At 68.8% G+C, this 20717-nt stretch carries 20 protein-coding genes and 2 tRNA genes; 6 read left to right on the top strand and 16 right to left on the bottom strand.

The genetic code is table 11. From position 1 onward, the window contains the following. Positions 1-197 precede the first annotated feature (197 nt). The 5 genes from mobA to clpX all read right to left on the bottom strand — a co-directional run bounded on the left by mobA (position 198) and on the right by clpX (position 6636). Positions 198-791, bottom strand: a complete 594-nt coding sequence (gene mobA / locus AWB89_RS04405) for a molybdenum cofactor guanylyltransferase (RefSeq protein WP_085172002.1) — start codon at positions 789-791, stop codon at positions 198-200. Between the two features lie 13 nt (positions 792-804). Continuing rightward, positions 805-1893: a 2-oxoacid:ferredoxin oxidoreductase subunit beta gene (locus AWB89_RS04400; protein ID WP_085171835.1), complete on the bottom strand. Its 1089-nt coding sequence runs from the start codon at positions 1891-1893 to the stop codon at positions 805-807. Continuing rightward, the gene (locus AWB89_RS04395; protein ID WP_142280157.1) at positions 1890-3851 is read right to left on the bottom strand and encodes a 2-oxoacid:acceptor oxidoreductase subunit alpha; all 1962 of its coding nucleotides are present in this window, start codon (positions 3849-3851) and stop codon (positions 1890-1892) included. The genes AWB89_RS04400 and AWB89_RS04395 overlap by 4 nt, the downstream gene beginning before the upstream one ends. A gap of 231 nt (positions 3852-4082) precedes the next feature. Next, complete coding sequence (locus tag AWB89_RS04390; RefSeq protein ID WP_085171831.1) at positions 4083-5327, bottom strand: MFS transporter; 1245 nt, start codon at positions 5325-5327, stop codon at positions 4083-4085. A 28-nt stretch (positions 5328-5355) separates the two neighbouring features. Continuing rightward, positions 5356-6636: an ATP-dependent Clp protease ATP-binding subunit ClpX gene (clpX, locus tag AWB89_RS04385; protein ID WP_067320664.1), complete on the bottom strand. Its 1281-nt coding sequence runs from the start codon at positions 6634-6636 to the stop codon at positions 5356-5358. A 276-nt stretch (positions 6637-6912) separates the two neighbouring features. Between clpX and mmuM the strand changes: the two genes are divergently transcribed. Next, entirely contained in the window at positions 6913-7812 is a 900-nt protein-coding gene (mmuM, locus tag AWB89_RS04380) for a homocysteine S-methyltransferase (protein ID WP_241520424.1), read from the top strand. Positions 7813-7860: 48 nt separating this feature from the next. Here the strand turns inward: mmuM and clpP2 are convergent, their stop codons facing one another. The 4 genes from clpP2 to AWB89_RS04360 all read right to left on the bottom strand — a co-directional run bounded on the left by clpP2 (position 7861) and on the right by AWB89_RS04360 (position 10715). Continuing rightward, positions 7861-8505, bottom strand: coding sequence for an ATP-dependent CLP protease proteolytic subunit ClpP2 (clpP2, locus tag AWB89_RS04375; protein ID WP_085094391.1), 645 nt, complete (start codon positions 8503-8505; stop codon positions 7861-7863). After that, complete coding sequence (gene clpP1, locus AWB89_RS04370) at positions 8502-9092, bottom strand: ATP-dependent CLP protease proteolytic subunit ClpP1 (RefSeq protein WP_085094545.1); 591 nt, start codon at positions 9090-9092, stop codon at positions 8502-8504. Before clpP1 ends, clpP2 begins: the two co-directional genes overlap by 4 nt. A gap of 126 nt (positions 9093-9218) precedes the next feature. Beyond that, a complete protein-coding gene (gene tig / locus AWB89_RS04365) occupies positions 9219-10601 on the bottom strand; it encodes a trigger factor (RefSeq protein ID WP_158089802.1) in 1383 nt (460 codons plus the stop codon). Positions 10602-10641: 40 nt separating this feature from the next. Continuing rightward, positions 10642-10715: transfer RNA gene (locus tag AWB89_RS04360), tRNA-Pro, on the bottom strand. Between the two features lie 144 nt (positions 10716-10859). Here AWB89_RS04360 and AWB89_RS04355 point away from each other — a divergent pair. Together AWB89_RS04355 and AWB89_RS04350 are read left to right on the top strand one after the other, a co-directional pair. Beyond that, positions 10860-10930: transfer RNA gene (locus AWB89_RS04355), tRNA-Gly, on the top strand. Positions 10931-10965: 35 nt separating this feature from the next. After that, positions 10966-12159, top strand: coding sequence for a serine hydrolase domain-containing protein (locus AWB89_RS04350; protein ID WP_085171825.1), 1194 nt, complete (start codon positions 10966-10968; stop codon positions 12157-12159). A 51-nt stretch (positions 12160-12210) separates the two neighbouring features. On the opposite strand, the gene AWB89_RS26860 is transcribed toward AWB89_RS04350, so the two are convergent. The 4 genes from AWB89_RS26860 to AWB89_RS04330 form a co-directional block, all read right to left on the bottom strand. Then, positions 12211-12516, bottom strand: a complete 306-nt coding sequence (locus AWB89_RS26860; protein ID WP_142282439.1) for an Mtp family mycobacterial-type pilin — start codon at positions 12514-12516, stop codon at positions 12211-12213. A 134-nt stretch (positions 12517-12650) separates the two neighbouring features. Further along, positions 12651-13451, bottom strand: a complete 801-nt coding sequence (locus AWB89_RS04340; protein WP_085171822.1) for an Fpg/Nei family DNA glycosylase — start codon at positions 13449-13451, stop codon at positions 12651-12653. 2 nt (positions 13452-13453) lie between these two features. Further along, positions 13454-13933, bottom strand: a complete 480-nt coding sequence (locus AWB89_RS04335; RefSeq protein ID WP_085094380.1) for a ribose-5-phosphate isomerase — start codon at positions 13931-13933, stop codon at positions 13454-13456. Positions 13934-13960: 27 nt separating this feature from the next. Then, complete coding sequence (locus AWB89_RS04330) at positions 13961-14572, bottom strand: Rv2466c family mycothiol-dependent reductase (protein ID WP_085171821.1); 612 nt, start codon at positions 14570-14572, stop codon at positions 13961-13963. 92 nt (positions 14573-14664) lie between these two features. On the opposite strand from AWB89_RS04330, the gene pepN reads away from it, so the two are divergent. Beyond that, positions 14665-17241, top strand: a complete 2577-nt coding sequence (pepN, locus tag AWB89_RS04325; RefSeq protein ID WP_085171819.1) for an aminopeptidase N — start codon at positions 14665-14667, stop codon at positions 17239-17241. Here the strand turns inward: pepN and AWB89_RS04320 are convergent. From AWB89_RS04320 to AWB89_RS04310, 3 genes are read right to left on the bottom strand one after another with little or no spacing between them, the layout of a single operon-like run. Continuing rightward, on the bottom strand, positions 17238-17705 hold the full coding sequence (locus AWB89_RS04320; protein WP_085171818.1) for a DUF5130 domain-containing protein: 468 nt from the start codon (positions 17703-17705) through the stop codon (positions 17238-17240). The genes pepN and AWB89_RS04320 overlap by 4 nt on opposite strands. Then, a complete protein-coding gene (gene ctaJ / locus AWB89_RS04315; protein WP_085171816.1) occupies positions 17692-17928 on the bottom strand; it encodes an aa3-type cytochrome oxidase subunit CtaJ in 237 nt (78 codons plus the stop codon). Before ctaJ ends, AWB89_RS04320 begins: the two co-directional genes overlap by 14 nt. A 25-nt stretch (positions 17929-17953) precedes the next feature. Beyond that, positions 17954-18601 (bottom strand): HNH endonuclease, encoded by a 648-nt coding sequence (locus AWB89_RS04310; RefSeq protein ID WP_085094371.1) that lies wholly within the window; start codon positions 18599-18601, stop codon positions 17954-17956. A gap of 133 nt (positions 18602-18734) precedes the next feature. Between AWB89_RS04310 and AWB89_RS04305 the strand changes: the two genes are divergently transcribed. Together AWB89_RS04305 and AWB89_RS04300 are read left to right on the top strand one after the other, a co-directional pair. Next, positions 18735-19124 carry a globin gene (locus AWB89_RS04305; protein WP_085094369.1) on the top strand — a complete coding sequence of 130 codons (390 nt, stop codon included), beginning with the start codon at positions 18735-18737 and terminating at the stop codon, positions 19122-19124. A 21-nt stretch (positions 19125-19145) separates the two neighbouring features. Further along, positions 19146-20714 carry a glycoside hydrolase family 13 protein gene (locus AWB89_RS04300; RefSeq protein ID WP_085171814.1) on the top strand — a complete coding sequence of 523 codons (1569 nt, stop codon included), beginning with the start codon at positions 19146-19148 and terminating at the stop codon, positions 20712-20714. Positions 20715-20717: the final 3 nt, after the last annotated feature.

The raw sequence follows: 20717 nt of genomic DNA, 5'->3' as shown, positions 1-20717 counted from the left end.
GGGGCTTCCCGGCGCGGCATCCGAATGTTGCTGCGCCTCAAGGGGATACGGGACGGGGCCAAAGCCGCTCAATCCACGGGTTGTCGGCCCATTTGAATGGCTTAAAAATAAGCCGCGCCAAATTGTTCGATGCCGAAACAATGGCAGCGAACGAATTACTTAATCGGACCGGGCAAATGAAGTGCGGGCGCGCGCCCTCAGGCGCCGGTCCGCACCACCGCGCGCAGTTCGGCGTCCGTGTTGACGTTGGTCAGCGGGCGCGAATCCGGCAGCACGATTTGCTGGGCGTCGGAGGCGTCGATCAGGGCGCTCATCTTGCGCTCGCCTGCGGCGACCAGCGCCTCGATCCGATCGGCCAGATCGGTGCGGTACACCGCCGCCAGGTAGTGGCTGCGACCGTCCCACGGCAACACCACCTCGGCGTCGGTCTCGGTGGCGAGGCGGACGAGATCGTCGATCACGTCGGCGTTCAGCAGCGGCATGTCGACGGCGCAGACGAACGCGTACCGCGCGCCCGCCTCCGCGGCCGCGCGCAGTCCCCGCCCGGTCGCCGGCAGCGGTCCCAGCCCGCGCACGTCGTCGCGGATGATGCGGGCCTGCAGCGCAGGCAACGGTTGTCCCGGGGCGGCCATCACGAACACCGGTTCGCAGCGCTGCGCCACGATGCCGACGACATACTCGGCCATCGTGGCGGCTCCCCCGGGGCCCGGCAAGGTGGCCTTGTCGCGGCCCATGCGCCGCGACTCTCCCCCAGCGACTATTACCCCGGCCAGTGACACTGCGTCGGGCATCTGCTCGGCCACGTCAGTCGACGGTCCAGGTGTCGCGCCCGGTCAGCAGCGACTGCAGGGCGGTGGAGTCGAACGGCTTCGATGCCTGCGCGGTGCGGACCTGGGAGCGGGCCGCGTCGTCGTAGGTGGGCCGGCTGATGTTGCGGAAGATGCCCAGCACGGTGTGGTCGAGGTTTTGGTCCGACAGCCTCGACAGCGCGAACGCGTAGGCCGAGTCGTCGGCGTGCGCGTCGTGCACGACGATCTCGTCGACGCTCACGTCGGCGGTCTTGGCCACCTCGAGGCTGAAGCCGGACTTCACCACGCAGTATTCGCCGTTGGCGCCGAACACAATTGGCTCGCCGTGGCGGACGTTGATCACCCGCTCCTCGGCGCCCTCCTTGCGCAGCGCGTCGAAGGAGCCGTCGTTGAAGATCGGGCAGTCCTGCAGGATTTCGACGACGGCGGCGCCGCGGTGTTCGGCGGCGGCGCGGAGCACCTCGGTCAGCCCGGCGCGGTCGGAGTCCAGCGCGCGACCGACGAAGGTGGCCTCGGCGCCCAGCGCCAGCGATACCGGGTTGAACGGCTGGTCGAGCGAACCCATCGGCGTCGACTTGGTGATCTTGCCGACCTCCGACGTCGGCGAGTACTGGCCCTTGGTCAGGCCGTAGATCCGGTTGTTGAACAGCAGGATGGTGATGTTGACGTTGCGGCGCAGCGCGTGGATCAGGTGGTTGCCCCCGATCGACAGCGCGTCACCGTCGCCGGTCACCACCCACACCGAAAGGTCCTCGCGGGCCAGCGCGAGGCCGGTGGCGATGGCCGGCGCGCGGCCGTGGATGGAATGGAAGCCGTAGGTCTCGAGGTAATACGGGAACCGGCTCGAGCAGCCGATGCCGCTGATGAAGACGATGTTCTCGCGGCGCAGCCCCAGCTCGGGCAGGAATTGGCGGATGGTGTTGAGGATGACGTAGTCACCGCAGCCCGGGCACCAACGCACCTCCTGGTCGCTGGTGAAGTCCTTGGCCTTCTGCGGCGGGTCCTCCGTGGACACCGTCGGGACCCCGTCGTTCTTGGTCAGCCTCGGGGTGACCCCGAGGTCCGCGCCAACCAGGTCGGTCATTCGCTAGCTCCCGCTCCAACCGTTGCTGCCGCCATTCTGGCGACCATCTTCTTGTCTTGCTCGATTTCGGCCAGTGTTCCGCCGAGCGCGGCGCGGATGAGGCGCCCGATCTCGTCGGCGAGGAACGCCACACCCTGCACCTTGGTGACCGATTGCACGTCGACCAGGTACTTGCCGCGCAGGATCAGCGCGAGCTGGCCCAGGTTCATTTCCGGGCACACCACCATCGGGTAGCGGCGCAGCACGTCGCCCAGGTTCGGCGGGAACGGGCTGAGGTGGCGCAGGTGGGCGTGGGCGACCTTGATGCCCTTGCGCCGCGCGCGCCGGCAGGCCTCGCCGATCGGGCCGTAGGAGCTCCCCCACCCGATCAGCAGCAGCTCGGCGTCCCCGGTCGGGTCGTCGACCTCCAGTTCGGGAACGGCGATGCCGTCGATCTTGGCCTGGCGGATGCGGACCATGAGGTCGTGGTTCACCGGCTCGTAGGAGATGTTGCCGGAGCCGTTGGCGGCCTCCAGGCCACCGATGCGGTGCTCGAGCCCCGGCGTGCCCGGGACGGCGAACTGCCGGGCCAGGGTCTCCGGGTCGCGGTTGTACGGCTGGAAGGGCTCGTCCGGCTTGGCGAAGGTGTGCGTGATCGGTTGCAGCGAGCCGACATCCGGGATGCGCCACGGCTCCGACCCGTTGGCGATCGCGCCGTCGGACAGCACGATCACCGGGGTGTGGTACGACACCGCGATGCGCACCGCCTCGATGGCGGTCTCGAAGCAGTCGGACGGCGATCGCGGCGCCACCACCGCCACCGGCGATTCGCCGTTGCGGCCGTACAGCGCCTGCAGCAGGTCGGCCTGCTCGGTCTTGGTGGGCAGCCCCGTCGACGGGCCGCCCCGCTGGACGTCGATGACCAGCAGCGGCAGCTCGGTCATCACCGCGAGGCCCAGCGCCTCGGACTTCAGCGAGATGCCGGGGCCGGACGTGCTGGTGACGCCGAGGGCGCCGCCGTAGGAGGCCCCGATCGCCGCGCAGATGCCGCCGATCTCGTCCTCGGCCTGGAAGGTGATCACGTTGAAGTTCTTGTGCTTGGACAGCTCGTGCAGGATGTCCGAGGCCGGCGTGATCGGGTAACTGCCGAGCACGACCTGGATGCCGGCCAGCTGGCCGGCGGTGACGATGCCGTACGCCAGCGCGGTGTTGCCGGAGATCTGGCGGTATTCGCCCGACGGCAGGGAGGCCCGGGACACCTCGTAGGTGGTGCCGAACGCCTCGGTGGTTTCGCCGTAGTTCCAGCCCGCCTTCAGCGCGAGCACGTTGGCCTCGGCGATGTCGGGCTTGCGGGCGAACTTCTCCCGGATGAACTTCTCGCTGGCCTCGATCGGCCGCCCGTACATCCACGACAACAGGCCGAGCGCGAACATGTTCTTGGCGCGCTGGCCATCCTTCTTCGAGGCGCCGATCGCCTCGACGGCCCCGAGCGTCAGCGTCGTCATCGCGACGGAATGCACGACGTAGTCGGACAACTCGTCGGACTCCAGCGGGTTGGTGATGTAGCCCACCTTCGTCAGGTTGCGCTTGGTGAACTCGTCGGAGTTCGCGATGACCATGCCGCCGCGCGGCAGGTCGCCGATGTTGGCCTTCAGCGCCGCGGGGTTCATGGCAACGAGGACGTCGGGGCGGTCGCCGGCGGTCAGGATGTCGTAGTCGGCGATCTGAATCTGGAAGGACGAGACCCCGGGCAAGGTGCCTGCGGGGGCGCGGATCTCGGCGGGGTAGTTCGGCTGGGTCGCGAGGTCGTTTCCGAAGAGCGCCGCCTCCGACGTGAACCGGTCGCCGGTCAGCTGCATCCCGTCGCCGGAGTCCCCGGCGAAGCGAATGACGACCTGTTCTATGCGCTGACGGTCGGATCCGTTCCGAGAGGAGCCATTACCAGAGTCAGACCCGGCTCCGCTGCCGTTCGGATCCACGTCTCCGCCTTCCATTCGTCATCCGGATAGGCACTCTGCTGGAGCTTTAGGGTACGCGCCAAATCAGGCGACTCCCGCGCCTCGAGCTGTGTGTCACTAGCAGTACCAATTATGGCACTTCTCTAAGGGCCGCATGAGCGTCTCGGCCACATTACACATAGCGGATTTTGTGTAAAAAGCCGTAGTCAGGGCGGGAATGGTGGGGCCAACGGGGCAAAACTGTGTTGTTGGTCACGTCGGCCGCCCTGACGTGGCGCGGAGCTTCGCCGGCGCGGTTTCCGGCATCGCGACGGCATACAGGACGAGGCCCGCGGCGGCCAGCGCGCCGAGGAACGCGAAGGCGGCGTTGTAGCCGCCCGCGACCACGATCGAGCCCGCGACCAGGTTCGACACCGAGGCGCCGATGCCCGTCGCGGCCGTCACCGCCCCCAGGCTGACGTTGAACCGGCCGGTCCCGTGCGTCACGTCCTGCACGACGAGGGGGAACAGCGCGCCGAACACCCCGGCTCCCACGCCGTCGAGCAGTTGGACGCCGACCAGCCAATAAGGGTTGCCCGACAACGTGTAGAGGAACCCGCGCGCCGCCAGCACCGCGAAGCCGGCCAGGAAGATCGGCTTGCGGCCCCAGGAATCGGCCTTGGCCCCGGCGAGGTAGGCGACCGGCACCATGACCACCTGCGCGGCCACGATGCAGCCCGCCATCAGCGCGGTCCCGACGTCCTTGTTGTGCAGCGCCAGCAACTGGCCGACCAGTGGAAGCATCGCCGCGTTGGCGAAATGGAAGGCGATGACCGTCGCGGCGAAAATCATCAGCCTGCGGTTGTGCAGCAGCACCGACAGCCGCGACGGTTGCCGGTGCGGCTCGCCGCGGGCGTGGTCCATGCCGCGCGCGACGTCGTGATCGATCGCGTCGCCCGGAATCCGCAGGGTCGCGAGCACGCTCCCGGCGGCCATCGCGGCAAGCACCCAGAACACCACCACGGGTCCGAAGAAGTAGGCCAGGCCGCCGGTGATTGCGGCGGCCGATGCATTGCCCGCGTGGTTGAACGCCTCGTTTCGCCCGACCCGCCGAGAGAAGAGCCGCGGGCCGACGACGCCGAGGGTGATCGCCGCCAGCGCCGGCGCGAACACCGAGCCGGCGATCCCGGTGAACGCCTGAAGGACTGAGATTGAGTAAAAGCCCGGGAACAACGGCATCGCCAGCGATCCGGCGGTGACCGTCAGCGCGCCGCCGATGATCACCGCCCGCTTGGCCGTCGTCCGGTCCACCAGCGCACCGGCCGGGGCCTGGGCCACGATCGCCCCGATGCCGCCGACCGCCATGACGAACCCGATCGACCTCTGGTCCCAATGGTGCGTCAGCAGAAGGTAAATGGAGAGGTACGGGCCCAACCCGTCGCGAACGTCGGCCAGCAGGAAGTTCAGTGTGTCCAGCGCGCGCGCCAGGCGACGGGGAACCGCGTCGGAGCTGTTCAAGCCTCAGGCGGCCGGGATCGAGAAAACGCTAGGCGGTCTTGTCGCGCCGCTCGCTGCGCGACGGCTTGCGCGGCACGATCGTCGGCAGCACGTTGTCCTGCACGGTCTCCTTGGTCACCACGACCTTGGCGACGTCGTCGCGGCTCGGGATGTCGTACATCACCGGCAGCAGGACTTCCTCCATGATCGCCCGCAGGCCGCGGGCGCCCGTGCCGCGGTGGATCGCCTGATCGGCGATCGCCTCCAGCGCGTCGTCGGTGAATTCCAGTTCCACGCCGTCCATTTCGAACAGCCGCGTGTACTGCTTGACGAGAGCGTTCTTCGGCTCCGACAGGATCTTGACCAACGACTCCATGTCCAGGTTGGTGACCGACGCGACGACCGGCAGCCGCCCGATGAATTCGGGGATCAAGCCGAACTTGATGAGGTCCTCGGGCATCACGTCGGCGAAGTGATCGGTGGTGTCGATCTCGGCCTTGGAGCGGACCTCGGCGCCGAAGCCCAGGCCGCGCTTGCCGACCCGCTCGTAGATGATCTTCTCCAGCCCGGCGAACGCACCCGCGACGATGAACAGCACGTTGGTGGTGTCGATCTGGATGAACTCCTGATGCGGGTGCTTGCGGCCGCCCTGCGGCGGGACCGACGCCTGGGTGCCCTCCAGGATCTTCAGCAGGGCCTGCTGCACGCCCTCCCCGGAAACGTCACGGGTGATCGACGGGTTCTCGCTCTTGCGCGCGATCTTGTCGACCTCGTCGATGTAGATGATGCCGGTCTCGGCGCGCTTGACGTCGTAGTCGGCGGCCTGGATGAGTTTGAGCAGGATGTTCTCGACGTCCTCGCCGACGTAGCCGGCCTCGGTCAGCGCCGTGGCGTCGGCGATCGCGAACGGCACGTTGAGCATCTTGGCCAGCGTCTGGGCCAGGTAGGTCTTGCCACAGCCGGTGGGCCCGAGCATCAAGATGTTGGACTTGGTCAGCTCCACCGGCTCGGACCGGGAGTCGCGGCCCTTCTCGCCGGCCTGGATGCGCTTGTAGTGGTTGTAGACCGCGACGGCCAGCGTGCGCTTGGCGGTGTCCTGCCCGATGACGTAGCCCTCCAGGAATTCCCGGATCTCGGCGGGCTTGGGCAGTTCGTCGAGCTTGACGTCGTCGGCGTCGGCGAGTTCCTCTTCGATGATCTCGTTGCAGAGGTCGATGCACTCATCGCAGATGTACACACCGGGACCAGCAATGAGTTTCTTGACCTGCTTTTGGCTCTTCCCGCAGAACGAGCACTTAAGCAGGTCGCCGCCGTCTCCGATGCGCGCCATGGTGCTGAGGGCCTACTTCCTGTTCGCCGTTCGTCGTGCTATCCCGCATGTATTCCCCGACGCTACCCGCTTGCTCGGGCCCCCCGCGACCATTACCGCCGAATCGCGTCTTTGATATTCGAGGGAGTTCGTGGGACGTTCATGCTCTTCCGTCTGAATGAAACATATAGCCAGACGGGCCCCCTCACTCGCCGAGACGCGCATTCCGTGCCTTTGGCGTGTCGCGGTCGTGACCCGAGCGAGTCCGGTCCGCGCCAACAACCCTACATTTACCGAGTGGGATCGGCAGTCGGGTTTTCCGGGCCCGGCGAGTCCGTACTGATCAGCGACGGCGGCCTGGCCACCGAGCTGGAGGCGCGCGGGCACGACCTGTCCGACCCGTTGTGGTCGGCCAGGCTGCTGGCCGACGCGCCGCACGAGATCGCCGCCGTCCACGCCGCGTACTTTCGCGCGGGCGCCGCGATCGCGACGACGGCGAGCTACCAGGCGTCGTTCGAGGGGTTCGCTGCGCGCGGAATCGACCGGCGCGCGGCGACGGCGTTGCTGCGCCGCAGCGTCGAACTCGCCGGGGCCGCCCGCGACGAAGCCGGCGCGCACGGCTTCGTCGTCGCCGCCTCGGTCGGCCCGTACGGCGCCGCGCTGGCCGACGGGTCGGAATATCGCGGGCGCTACGGCCTGTCGGTCGCGGCCCTGACGCGGTGGCACCGGCCCCGGCTGGAGATCCTGGCCGACGCCGGGGCCGACGTGCTGGCGTGTGAGACCGTGCCCGACGTCGACGAGGCCGAGGCGCTCGTCGCGCTGGTGCGCTCGGTCGGGGTGCCGGCGTGGCTGAGCTACACCGTCGACGGGACGCGGACCCGCGCCGGACAACCCCTGGCCGACGCGTTCGCCGTGGCGGCCGGGGTGCCCGAGATCGTCGCGATCGGCGTCAACTGCTGCGCGCCCGAGGACGTGGCGCCGGCGATCGAGGGCGCATCGGCCGTCGGCAAGCCGGTGATCGTCTACCCGAACAGCGGTGAGCGCTGGGACGGACGGGCGTGGGTCGGTCCGCGACGCTTCTCCGCGCGGCTGGCGGCGCAGTGGGTGGCGGCGGGCGCCCGCATCGTCGGCGGCTGCTGCCGGGTGGGCCCGGCCGACATCGCCGACGTCCGCCGAGCGTGCCGTCAGGGCGAATAATCGGCCAAAAGCGCGCCCTGAGGGCACGTTCGGCGAGAGGCGCCGAGGCTAAGCCGTCTGCGCCGACAGCTTGCGGTACTCGAGGACGGTGTCGATGATCCCGTAGTCCTTGGCCTCGTCGGCGGTCAGGATCTTGTCGCGGTCGGTGTCCTTGCGGATGACCGACGCGTCCTTGCCGGTGTGGCGGGCCAGCGTGGTCTCCATCAGCGTGCGCATCCGCTCGATCTCGGCCGCCTGGATCTCCAGATCCGAGAACTGGCCCTGGATCACACCCGACAGCGAGGGCTGGTGGATCAGCACGCGCGCGTTGGGCAGCGCCATCCGCTTGCCCGGCGTCCCGGCGGCCAGCAACACCGCCGCGGCCGAGGCGGCCTGGCCCAGGCACACCGTCTGGATGTCGGCGCGCACGTACTGCATGGTGTCGTAGATCGCCATCAGCGACGTGAAGCCGCCGCCGGGCGAGTTGATGTACATGGTGATGTCGCGGTCCGGGTCCAGCGACTCCAGCACGAGCAGCTGCGCCATGATGTCGTTCGCCGACGCGTCGTCGACCTGGACGCCGAGGAAGATGATGCGCTCCTCGAACAGCTTGTTGTAGGGGTTGGATTCCTTGACGCCGAAGCTGGAGTGCTCGATGAACGACGGAAGGATGTACCGCGCCTGGGGCTGGGTCTGGGGGTGCTGAGGGTTCACTGGGCTTCTCCGTTAACGATGTGGGCGGCGCGGGTGATGATGTGGTCGACGAATCCGTACTCCAGGGCCTCCTGGGCGGTGAACCAGCGGTCACGGTCGGAATCGGCCTCGATGCGCTCGATCGACTGGCCGGTGAATTCGGCGTTCAGCCGGAACATCTCCTTCTTGATGACCGTGAACTGCTCGGCCTGGATGGCGATGTCGGCCGCGCTTCCGGTCACCCCGCCCAGCGGCTGGTGCATCAGGATGCGGGCGTGCGGCAGCGCGTAGCGCTTGCCCTTGGTGCCGGCCGCCAACAGGAACTCGCCCATCGACGCGGCCATGCCCATCGCGTAGGTGGCGATGTCGCACGGCGCAAGCACCATGGTGTCGTAGATCGCCATCCCGGCGCTGATCGATCCGCCCGGCGAGTTGATGTACAGCGAGATGTCCTTGTCGGCGTCCTCGGCGGCGAGCAGCAGGATCTGAGCGCACAGCCGGTTGGCGACCTCGTCGTTGACCTCCGAACCCAGAAAGATGATGCGCTCGGAGAGCAAGCGCTCATAGACGGAGTCCGTGAGGTTGAGGCCCTGCGAGGGTGAACGCATGTCGGTCACGACTGGGTTACCTGCTTTCTCGAGTTCTTCTATGCTCCGACCCTAACCAACCGGCCCGCCGTGTGGCGGCCGCGCCGCCCCCGAAATGGCCGCGTTCGCTCACAGCGTCACGGCGGGTCATTCCGCTTCGTCGTCGGGGGCCTCGGCCCCCTCGGCCCCCTCGGCCTCGTCAGCCTGCGGGCGCTTGCCGAAGAACTCACTGGTGTCGATGGTGTTGCCGTCGGTGTCGGTGACCGTCGCCGCCTCGACCGCGGCGGCGATGGCCAGCCCGCGGCGCACGTCGGCGAACATCGCCGGCAGCTGGTTGTTCTCCTGCAGATACGCGAACAGCTGCTGCGGCTCGATGCCGTACTGCCGGGAGGTCATCACCAGCCGCTCGGTCAGGTCGTCCTGGCCGACCTTGATTTCCAGCTCATCGGCAAGCGCGTCCAGCAACAGCTGCTTCTTGACGTCGGACTCGGCGGCGTTGTGCGCGTCGACCTCGAACTGCTGGCGCGACTTGCCCTGCTCGTGCAGCGCCTCGGCGAGCTTGGCCTCGTCGTGGTCGAAGCCGTGCAGCGCGTTGTGCACGGCGCTGTCGACCTGGGCCTTGACGATGGCCTCCGGCAGCGGCACCTCGACCTGCTCGAGCAGCGCGTCGATCGTGGCGTCGCGGATCTGCTCCGCCTGCTGGGCGCGCTTGACGCGACCCACCTGCTCGCGCAGGTTGGACCGCAACTCGTCGATCGTGTCGAATTCGCTTGCCAATTGCGCGAACTCGTCGTCGGCCTCGGGAAGTTCGCGCTCCTTGATCGACCTCACGGTCACGGTGACCTGCGCGTCCTTGCCGGCGTGCTCGCCGGTCGCCAACTGCGCGGTGAATTCCTTCGACTCGTCGACGGACAGGCCGACCAGCGCGTCGTCCAGTCCGGCGATGAGCCGGCCGGAGCCGACCTCGTGGGAAAGTCCCTCCGCCGCCGCGCCCGGCACCTCCTCGCCGTCGACGGTGGCAGACAGATCGATGGAGACGAAGTCGCCGTCGGCCACCGGACGGTCGACGCCCTTGAGGGTGCCGAACCGGGCGCGCAGCGACTGCAGCTCGGCGTCGACGTCGTCGTCGCTGACCTCGATCGGGTCGACCGAGACCTGCAACGAGCTCAGGTCCGGGAGGTCGATCTTGGGGCGGATGTCGACTTCGGCGGTGAAGGCCAGCTCCTCGCCATACTCCTTCTTGGTGACCTCGATGCTGGGCTGGCCGAGCGGCTCGACTTCCGCCTCGGCGACCGCCTGGCCGTAGCGGGAGGGCAACGCCTCGTTGACGACCTGGTCGAGCATCGCCTCCCGGCCGAACCGGGCCTCGAGCAGCTTGGCCGGCGCCTTGCCGGGCCGGAACCCGGGCAGCCTGACCTGCTTGGCCAGCTCCTTGTAGGCCCGCTGGAAGTCGGGCTCGAGTTCGGTGAACGGCACCTCCACGTTGATGCGCACCCGGGTGGGGCTCAACTGCTCGACGCTGCTCTTCACGGGTGTGCTCCTCGGTGTTCGGTGGATCGGGCCAGTGTTGTCGGGGTGACAGGATTTGAACCTGCGGCCTTCCGCTCCCAAAGCGGATGCGCTACCAAGCTGCGCTACACCCCGCGCTGACCTGGAAATCCTACGGCCCGGGGGCATTGGCCTCGCAGGGGACCGTCAAGACGCCCGGGACCTCACGGAGGCATCACAGAACCGCTTCGATTAGATTTGAAGTTCGCCGCCAGATACAGTCTCGCTCGACTAAAGCTTGCGGGCGTAGCTCAATGGTAGAGCCCTAGTCTTCCAAACTAGCTACGCGGGTTCGATTCCCGTCGCCCGCTCGGGTAAACGCTGACGCGACGCAACAGGGGGGGCCATGAGCCACGCCGCCGTCCAGGGCTCCTGCGCGTCCCAGTTCGACGGGGTGCGCGACGCGTTCGAGCGCAACTTCGCGCAGGGCAAAGAGGTTGGCGCGGCCGTCGCGGTGTGGGTCGACGGAGACCTCGTGGTCAACCTCTGGGGCGGCTGGGCCAACGCCGCCGGCACCCGGCCCTGGCGACAGAACACCCTGACGACGGTGCTGTCCGGCACCAAGGGCCTGTCGGCCACCTGTATGCACCAGCTGGCCGACCGCGGGGAGGTCGATCTGCACGCGCCGGTGGCCCGCTACTGGCCCGAGTTCGGGCAGGCCGGCAAGGAAGCCATCACGCTGGCCATGGTGATGAGCCACCGCTCCGGCGTCATCGGACCGCGCACCCGGATGCGCTGGGAAGACGTCGCCGACTGGGATTTCGTCTGCGAGCAACTCGCCGCCGCCGAACCCTGGTGGGAGCCCGGCACCGCGCAGGGCTACCACATGACCACGTTCGGCTTCATCCTCGGCGAGGTGTTCCGCCGCGTCACCGGCCGCACCATCGGCCAATACCTGCGCACCGAGATGGCCGAACCGCTGGGCGCCGACGTCCACATCGGCCTGCCCCTCGCCGAGCAGCGCCGCTGCGCCGAGCGGGTGAACAAGCCGCACGCCCGGGACCTGCTGGCCGAGGCGCAGGCCCCCGGCTACCCGGCCAGCCTGGCCGAACACCCCAAGGCGGGGCTGTCCATCGCGATGGGATTCGCGCCCGACGACGAGCTGGGCTCGCACGACCTGCGGTTGTGGCGCGAGTTGGAGTTCCCGGGCACCAACGGCCAGGTGTCGGCGTTGGGGTTGGCGACCTTCTATAACGCGCTCGCGCAGGAGAAGCTCCTCAGCCGCGAGCACATGGAGCGGGTCCGGGTGTCGCAGGGCGGCTTCGACACCGATCTGGTGCTCGGGCCCCGGGTCGCCGACCACGGGTGGGGCCTGGGCTACATGCTCAACCAGCGCTGCGTCAACGGGCCCAACCCCCGGATCTTCGGCCACGGCGGGCTGGGCGGTTCGTTCGGGTTCGTCGACCTGGAGCACCGAATCGGCTACGCGTACGTGGCGAATCGTTTCGACGCCACCAAGGCCAACGCGGACCCGCGCAGCCTCGCGCTGAGCAACGAGGTCTACGCCGCGCTGGGCCTCATCGAACGCGCCCACGCATAAACCGCGCCCTGCCGAACGTTCGTCGGCAGGGCGCAGTTGTTTTGATACGGGTCAGTGATGGTCCCACCCGGGGCCGCCGGGGCCGCCGGGGCCACCCGGGCCGCCGGGACCCCAGCCGGGCCCACCCGGTCCCCGGTACGGCTCGGGGTGGGGGTTGGGACCCGGACCGCGCCAATTGTCGTGGCAATGCCCGCGGTCCCAGTTGTCACCCCAGCCCGGGTCCCAGAAGTCCCCGGGGCACCACTGCGGGAGCGGGCCGGGCTGCGCGTGCGCCTCGGTGGCGACGCCGAGGCCCCCCAGCCCGAGACCGACGAATATCGCGAAAACGGTTGCAACTAAACGTGGAAGAGGTTTCACGGTGGCTACCAATACCCGTGCCGAAGCCGCGCCCAAACAATAGACGCCAGCGTTTCTTGCTTAGGGTTTCCTGCCAGCCGCCGCCGGCCCCGCGGACCTGCGCGTTCCCCGGCCGGACGCGGCGGTGAGGTTGGTCACTTCTGGCATGCCGGGCACCAGAACACGTTTCGGCCCTCCAACACCTCCGTGCGCACCGGGCCCCCGCACACCCGGCACGCCTCCCCCGCCCGCCGGTAGACGTATGTCCGCGGTCGCCCGGGCCGGTAGGACGGCGGACCGTGGTCATGCTCGGGCAGCACCACGACGATCTTGCCGCGCCGCAGGCCGACCTTCATCAGCGCCACCAGATCGGTCCACGCCGCGTCGAACTCCGCCTCCCCCATCGCCCGGCCGGGCCGGAACGGGTCGATGCGGTGGCGGAACAACAGCTCGTTGCGGTAGACGTTGCCCACGCCGGCGATGACGGTCTGGTCCATCAACAGCGCGCCAATGGGCCTGCGCGACTTGCTTATTCGTGACCACGCCCACGCAGGGTCGGCGTCGCTGCGCAGCGGGTCGGGGCCGAGCCGCGCCAGCACGTCGCTGACCTGACCCTCGTCGATGACCTCGCACACCGTCGGGCCGCGCAGGTCGGTGCCGTAGCCATGCCCCACCATCCGCATCCGGACCTGCCCGACGGCTTCGGGTAACGGCGCGCCGTCGGGGCGCTCCCACTCGGTGAACGCGCCGTAGAGGCCCAGATGCACGTGCACGATCGGGCCGCCGTCATAGTGATGGAACAGGTGCTTGCCCCAGGCGCTGGTCCGCCGCAGCACCCGCCCGTCCACCAAATCCGCCGCGAACCGCCCCTGCGGGCTGGACACCGCGACCGGCGCCCGGCGGTATCGGCGCTGGTGCAACCGGGCCAGCCGGTGCAGGGTGTGCCCTTCGGGCACCGTCAGCCCTGGGCGCCGGGCACCGGCGGCGCCTGGTGGGTGCGTTCGTATTCGGCGAGGATGTCGATACGGCGTTGGTGGCGTTCGGCTTTCGACCACTGAGCGCTGAGGAAGGCGTCGACGATCGCCAGCGCCTCGGCCTCGGTGTGCATGCGGCCACCGATGCCGATCAGCTGAGCGTTGTTGTGCTCGCGGGCCAGCGTCGCGGTCTCGACGCTCCACGCCAGCGCGCAGCGCGCCCCCGGCACCTTGTTCGCCGCTATCTGCTCACCGTTGCCCGACCCGCCCAGCACGATGCCGAGGCTGTCCGGGTCTGCCACGGTGCGCGTCGCGGCGGCGATGCAGAACGCCGGGTAGTCGTCCTCGGCGTCGTAGGTGAAGGCGCCGCAATCGATCGGCTCGTGCCCGGCCTCTTTGAGGTGGGCGATGATGTGCTGCTTGAGCTCGAATCCGGCGTGGTCAGAGCCGAGGTAGACGCGCATGCCCGCAATCCTTACACGGGATGCCCGCTAATCGAATTCGGGCTTCTCCGTGCGGGTCCGCTTGAGTTCGAAGAAGTGCGGGTAGGACGCGAACGTCACCGACGCGTCCCACAGCTTGCCGGCTTCCTCGCCGCGCGGGATCTTCGACAGCACCGGCCCGAAGAACGCCACCCCGTTGACGTGGATGGTCGGGGTGCCGACGTCGTCGCCGACCGCGTCCATCCCGGCGTGGTGGCTCTTGCGCAGCGCCTCGTCGTAGGCCTCGCTGGTCGCCGCGTCGGCGAGTTCCGCCGGCAGGCCGGCGTCGGCCAGCGCCAGCTTGACGACCTCCTCGAGGTTCTTGTTGTCCTCGTTGTGGATCCGGGTGCCCATCGCGGTGTACAGCGGGTCCAGCACCTTGGCGCCGTGCGCCTGCTCGGCGGCGATGGCCACCCGCACCGGGCCCCACGCGTGCTTCATCATCTCGCGGTACTTGTCGGACAGGCCTTCGCGGTTCTCGTTGAGGATCGCGAGGCTCATGACGTGGAAGTGCACCTCGATGTCGCGGACCTTCTCGACCTCGAGGATCCACCGCGACGTGATCCAGCACCACGGGCACAGCGGATCGAACCAGAAGTCGGCTCGGTTCTTGTCGGGCATAGCGCAGTCCTTTCCTCGGTCAAGACACCTACAGGCACAACCGTAGGCCGCTCGCGGGTGTTCCCGCCCTGCTCGGCACGTAAGTTGGACGCGTGGTCCTTCCTAACCTCACCCGCGACCAGGCCGTCGAACGCGCCGCCCTGATCACCGTCGACGGCTATCAGATCAGTCTCGACGTCACCGACGGCGCCGGGGCGCCCGGCGAACGCACCTTCCGCTCCACCACCACCGTGGTGTTCGACGCGCTGCCCGGCGCCGACACGTACATCGACCTCTCCGCCGAGACGGTGCGCGGCGCCACGCTCAACGGCCGCGAGCTCGACGTGTCGGGGTACGACGAATCGATCGGCATCCCGCTGCGGGCGCTCGAGAGGCGAAACACCCTCGTCGTCGACGCCGACTGCCGCTACTCCAACACCGGCGAGGGGCTGCACCGCTTCGTCGACCCGGTGGACGACGAGACCTACCTGTATTCGCAATTCGAAACCGCCGACGCCAAACGCATGTTCGCCTGCTTCGACCAGCCCGACCTCAAAGCGACGTTCGACGTGCGGGTCGTCGCCCCCAAACACTGGAAGGTGATCTCCAACGGCGCCCCCGTGTCGGTGCGCGACGGGGTGCACACGTTTGCCACCACGCCGCGGATGAGCACCTACCTGGTGGCTCTGATCGCCGGCCCGTACGCCGAGTGGAAAGACTCCTACACCGACGAGCACGGCGAAATCCCGCTGGGCATCTATTGCCGCGCCTCGCTCGCCCCGCACATGGACGCCGAGCGGTTGTTCACCCAGACCAAGCAGGGATTCGGCTTCTACCACAAGAACTTTGGCCTGCCCTACGCGTTCGGCAAGTACGACCAGCTGTTCGTCCCGGAGTTCAACGCCGGCGCCATGGAAAACGCCGGGGCGGTGACCTTCCTCGAGGACTACGTGTTCCGCAGCAAGGTCACCCGCGCGTCCTACGAGCGGCGCGCCGAGACGGTGTTGCACGAGATGGCGCACATGTGGTTTGGCGACCTGGTGACCATGACGTGGTGGGACGACCTGTGGCTCAACGAGTCGTTCGCGACCTTCGCGTCGGTGTTGTGCCAAAGCGAGGCAACCGAATTCACCGAGGCCTGGACCACCTTCGCCACCGTCGAAAAGTCGTGGGCGTACCGTCAGGACCAGTTGCCGTCGACGCACCCGATCGCCGCGGAGATCCCGGACCTGGCCGCCGTCGAGGTGAACTTTGACGGAATCACCTACGCGAAGGGCGCTTCGGTGCTCAAGCAGCTGGTCGCCTACGTCGGGCTGGAGCAGTTCCTGGCCGGGCTGCGCGATTACTTCCGCGCGCACGCCTACGGCAACGCCACGTTCGACGATCTGATCGCGGCGCTGGAAAAGGCGTCCGGCCGCGACCTGTCCGACTGGGGCCGGCAGTGGCTGAAGACCACCGGTCTGAACACGCTGCGACCCGACTTCGACGTCGACGCCGACGGCAGGTTCACCCGATTCGCGGTGACCCAGAGCGGCGCCGAGCCGGGCGCGGGTGAGACGCGGGTGCACCGGCTGGCGGTGGGCATCTACGACGACGACGGCGCCGGCAAGCTGGTGCGGGTGCACCGCGAGGAGCTCGACGTCGAGGGCCCGAAGACGGAAGTCCCTGCGCTGGTTGGGGTTTCGCGAGGCCAGCTGATCCTGGTCAACGACGACGACCTGACCTATTGCTCGCTGCGGCTGGACGCGCGGTCGCTGCAGACCGCGCTGGAGCGCATCGCCGACATCGCCGAGCCGCTGCCCCGCTCGCTGGTGTGGTCGGCGGCATGGGAGATGACCCGCGAGGCCGAGCTGCGCGCCCGCGACTTCGTGGCGCTGGTCGCCGGCGGGGTGCAGGCCGAAACCGAGGTGGGTGTGGCGCAGCGGCTGCTGATGCAGGCCCAGACCGCGCTGACCTCCTACGCCGAGCCGGGGTGGGCGTGTGAGCAGGGCTGGCCGCAGTTCGCCGACCGGCTGCTGGAGCTGGCGCGCGCGGCGCAGCCCGGATCGGATCACCAGCTCGCGTTCGTCAACACGCTGTGCACGTCGGTGCTGTCGACCCGGCACGTCGTGGTGCTGGCCGACCTGCTCGACCACGACCCCGCCGACCTCGGCCTGGCGGGCCTGGAGATCGACACCGACCTGCGCTGGCGGCTGGTGACCGCGCTGGCCGCGGCCGGCGAGATCGACGCCGACGGGCCCGCGACACCGTTCATCGACGCCGAGGTGCAGCGCGACCCGACCGCCGCCGGGAAGCGGCACGGCGCGCAGGCGGCGGCCGCACGGCCCCAGCTTCAGGTCAAGGAGCAGGCCTGGACCACGGTGGTCGAGGACGACACCCTGGCCAACATCACCGCGCGCTCGATCATCGCCGGCATCGCGCCGCCCGGACAGCACGAGCTGCTCAAGCCGTTCACCGCGCGCTACTTCGACGCGATCGCCGGAGTGTGGGCGCGGCGATCCAGCGAGGTCGCGCAGACGGTGGTGATCGGGCTGTACCCGCACTGGGACATCGGCGAGGACGCCATCGCGGCCGCCGACCGGTTCCTCGCCGACCCGGACATCCCGCCGGCCCTGCGGCGCCTGGTGCTGGAAGGCCAGGCCGGCATCAAGCGGTCGCTGCGCGCCCGCCAGTTCGACGCGAGCGGCTAAGCGGGCGAGATCCCGGCGCTGAGCACGCGGATCGCGCTCACCAACCCGTCGACCAGGTGGCCCTGCTCGAACGCCGACGAGGCGGCGGCCACCCCGAGCGGGGCGGCCGACTCGGCGCCGCGGCCCCGTACCGCCGAGCCGTAGACCACCTCGATGACGCTCTGGTCGGGCGAGACCGCGAGCAACACCGCGTTGTCGGGCGTCGGCACCTTGGCCAGGATTTCGCGGGCCCGCGCCGCGGTGTCGCTGCCCAGGTCGCCCAGGTAGATGGCGAACCGCGCCCGCGACGCCCGCGAGCCGTACTTCAGCGCGTCGTCGATGGCGACCAGGTCCTTGGTCGGGAAGGGGTAGTGCACCGACAGCTCGCCGGGCTCGGTCACGCCCGAGACCCGTCCGCTGGTGGTGATCGCCGAGCCCTTGGGCAGTTCGCTGGGCTCGATCGTCGCAACCTCACCACGTGCCACTGGCGCCACCTCCAACCGAGAACTCCGCCGCGCCGTGCCCGCCGTGCGTCCGGCCGACGTCCTCGTCGGTCGCGGCCCACAGGATCGGCGGGTGGGTCCACTTCTCCGACATCTTGTAGGTCGCCGGGTGGGGTCCCTTATGCCGCCAGATCAGCAGGGACAGCACCAGAACCAGCGCCAGCGGGATTCCGATGAAGTACAGGTGAATCTCTCCAAGGCTCACGACGCAAACCGTATCCCACGGATGTTCAGGCCGCGCCCTCACCCAGGTAGCGAGCCCACGCCGGGTCCAGTTCCTTGACCGTCGACAGCAGCCGCCAGTGCTGCCCCGTCGGCGGCAGGGGCGCCCGGCGCAGGGCCCAACCCAGCTCGGCGAGCAGCTTGTCGCCCTTGCGGTGGTTGCAGGTCGAACAGCAGGCGACGCAGTTTTCCCACGAGTGGTCGCCGCCGCGGCTGCGGGGTACCACGTGGTCGACGGTGTCGGCCTTGGCCCCGCAGTAGGCGCAGCAGAAGCGGTCGCGGTGCATCAGCGCGGCGCGGGTCATCGGCACGCGGGCCCGGTACGGCACCCGCACGTAGGAGCGCAGCTGGATCACCGAGGGCACCACGATCGACCTGGTCGCGGAGTGGATGACCGGCCCTGCGGGGTCGTCGTGCACCACGTCGGCCTTGCCGCAGATCACCATGACGATGGCCCGCCGCATGGGCAGCGCGGTCAGCGGCTCGTACGTGGAATTCAGCAGCAGCACCCGCCGGCGGCTCCAGATCGAGGCGGCCTCGTGGCGGGTGGGCGGATGGGTTTCGACGCTATGCAGGCACGACGCGGTTGGGGGCCCGGTCAACCCTGCCGCGGCACCGGAACTGCGGTGGCTGCGGCGTCTCTTGCCATGCGCCATAGATCCTCCGCGGATAGTCCACCATGATTCGCCGCCAAACGCACCCTTATTGCAGGTGCGCGCCGTGTCAATCCGGTGAACACCAGGGTGGGCCCGGCATTGCCGCCGAGGCGATGCACCACAATGGTGGGCGATGGATCAGGTGAGCTTTTACGACGCCGTCGGCGGTGCCGAAACCTTCAATGCGATCGTGTCGCGGTTTTACGCGCAGGTCCCCGAGGACGAGATTCTCAGCCAGCTGTATCCCGCCGACGACCTCGCGGGCGCCGAGGAGCGGCTGCGGATGTTCCTCGAGCAGTACTGGGGCGGTCCGCGCACCTACTCCGAGCGGCGCGGGCATCCGCGGCTGCGGATGCGGCACGCCCCGTTCCGGATCACCCCCATCGAGCGCGACGCCTGGCTGCGGTGCATGCACACCGCCGTCGCCTCCATCGATTCGCAGACCCTGGACGACGAGCATCGGCGCGAGTTGCTCGACTACCTGGAGATGGCCGCCCACTCACTGGTCAATTCAACCTTCTGATTGCCAACCGAACGGAGCAGTATGAGCCACGAGCCGTGGTGGTCCAGCGCGGTCTTCTACCAGGTCTATCCGCGGTCGTTCGCCGACAGCAACGGTGACGGGATCGGCGACCTCGACGGGCTGACGGCCCGGCTCGATTACCTGACTTATCTGGGTGTCGACGCGATCTGGCTCAACCCCGTGACCGTCTCGCCGATGGCCGACCACGGCTACGACGTGGCGGACCCGCGCGACATCGACCCGGTGTTCGGCGGGATGGCCGCCATCGAGCGCCTGATCGCCGCGGCGCATCAGCGCGGCATCAAGATCACCATGGACGTGGTGCCCAACCACAGCAGCTCCCAGCACCCCTGGTTCCAGGCGGCGCTGGCCGCCGGGCCGGGCACCGACGCGAGGGAGCGCTACTACTTTCGCGACGGCCGCGGTCCCCTCGGCGAGCTGCCCCCGAACAACTGGACGTCGGTGTTCGGCGGGTCGGCGTGGACGCGGATCGTCGAACCGGACGGCAATCCCGGCCAGTGGTATCTGCACCTGTTCGACGCCGAGCAACCGGACCTGAACTGGGAGCATCCCGAGGTCTTCGACGACTTCGAGAAGACGCTGCGGTTCTGGCTGGAACGCGGCGTGGACGGCTTCCGCATCGACGTCGCGCACGGGATGGCCAAGCCGTCCGACCTGCCCGACGCGAAGGACGACATCAAGGTGCTGAGCCACAGCGATGACGATCCGCGCTTCAACCACCCGAGCGTGCACGAGATCCACCGCGGCATCCGCGCGATCGTCGACGACTATCCCGGGGCGGTGACCATCGGCGAGGTGTGGGTCATGGACAACGCCCGCTGGGCCGAGTATCTCCGGGCCGACGAGCTGCACCTGGGCTTCAACTTCCGGCTGACGAAGATCGGCTTCGACGCGACCGAAATCCACGACGCGATCGACAACTCGCTGGCCGCCACCGCCCTCGAGAACGCCACGCCGACGTGGACGCTGTCCAACCACGACGTGGGCCGCGAGGTCACCCGGTACGGCGGCGGCGAGGCCGGGCTGCGCCGGGCGCGGGCCATGGCGATGGTGATGCTGGCCCTGCCGGGCGCGGTATTCGTCTACAACGGAGAGGAATTGGGGCTGCCCGACGTCCTGGACCTGCCCGAGGAGGTGCTGCAGGACCCGACGTGGGAGCGCTCCGGGCATACCGAACGCGGCCGCGACAAGTGCCGTGTCCCGATGCCGTGGTCGGGCGAGGCGCCGCCGTTCGGGTTCTCCACCACCGCCGATACCTGGCTGCCGATGCCGCCGGACTGGGCTGCGCTCACCGTCGAAAAGCAACGCGACGACCCCGACTCGACGCTGTCGTTCTTCCGGCGGGCGCTGGAAATGCGCAGGAAGAGAACCGAATTCGCCGGTGACGGCCTGGATTGGCAGGCGGCGACGCGCGACAGCCTGATATTCCGGCGCCGCGGCGGCGGCCTGGTGTGCGCCCTGAACGCCGGCCGCCGCGCGATGGTGTTGCCGCCGGGAGAGCTCATCTTGTCCAGCGCCCCGTTGGTCGACGGCAAGCTGCCGCCCGACGCGGCGGCCTGGCTGGTCTGACCG

Source organism: Mycobacterium paraense (assembly GCF_002101815.1).
GTDB lineage: Bacteria > Actinomycetota > Actinomycetes > Mycobacteriales > Mycobacteriaceae > Mycobacterium > Mycobacterium paraense.
Note: the sequence above shows the minus strand (reverse complement) of the source record. Positions and strands in the feature narration are given on the sequence as shown.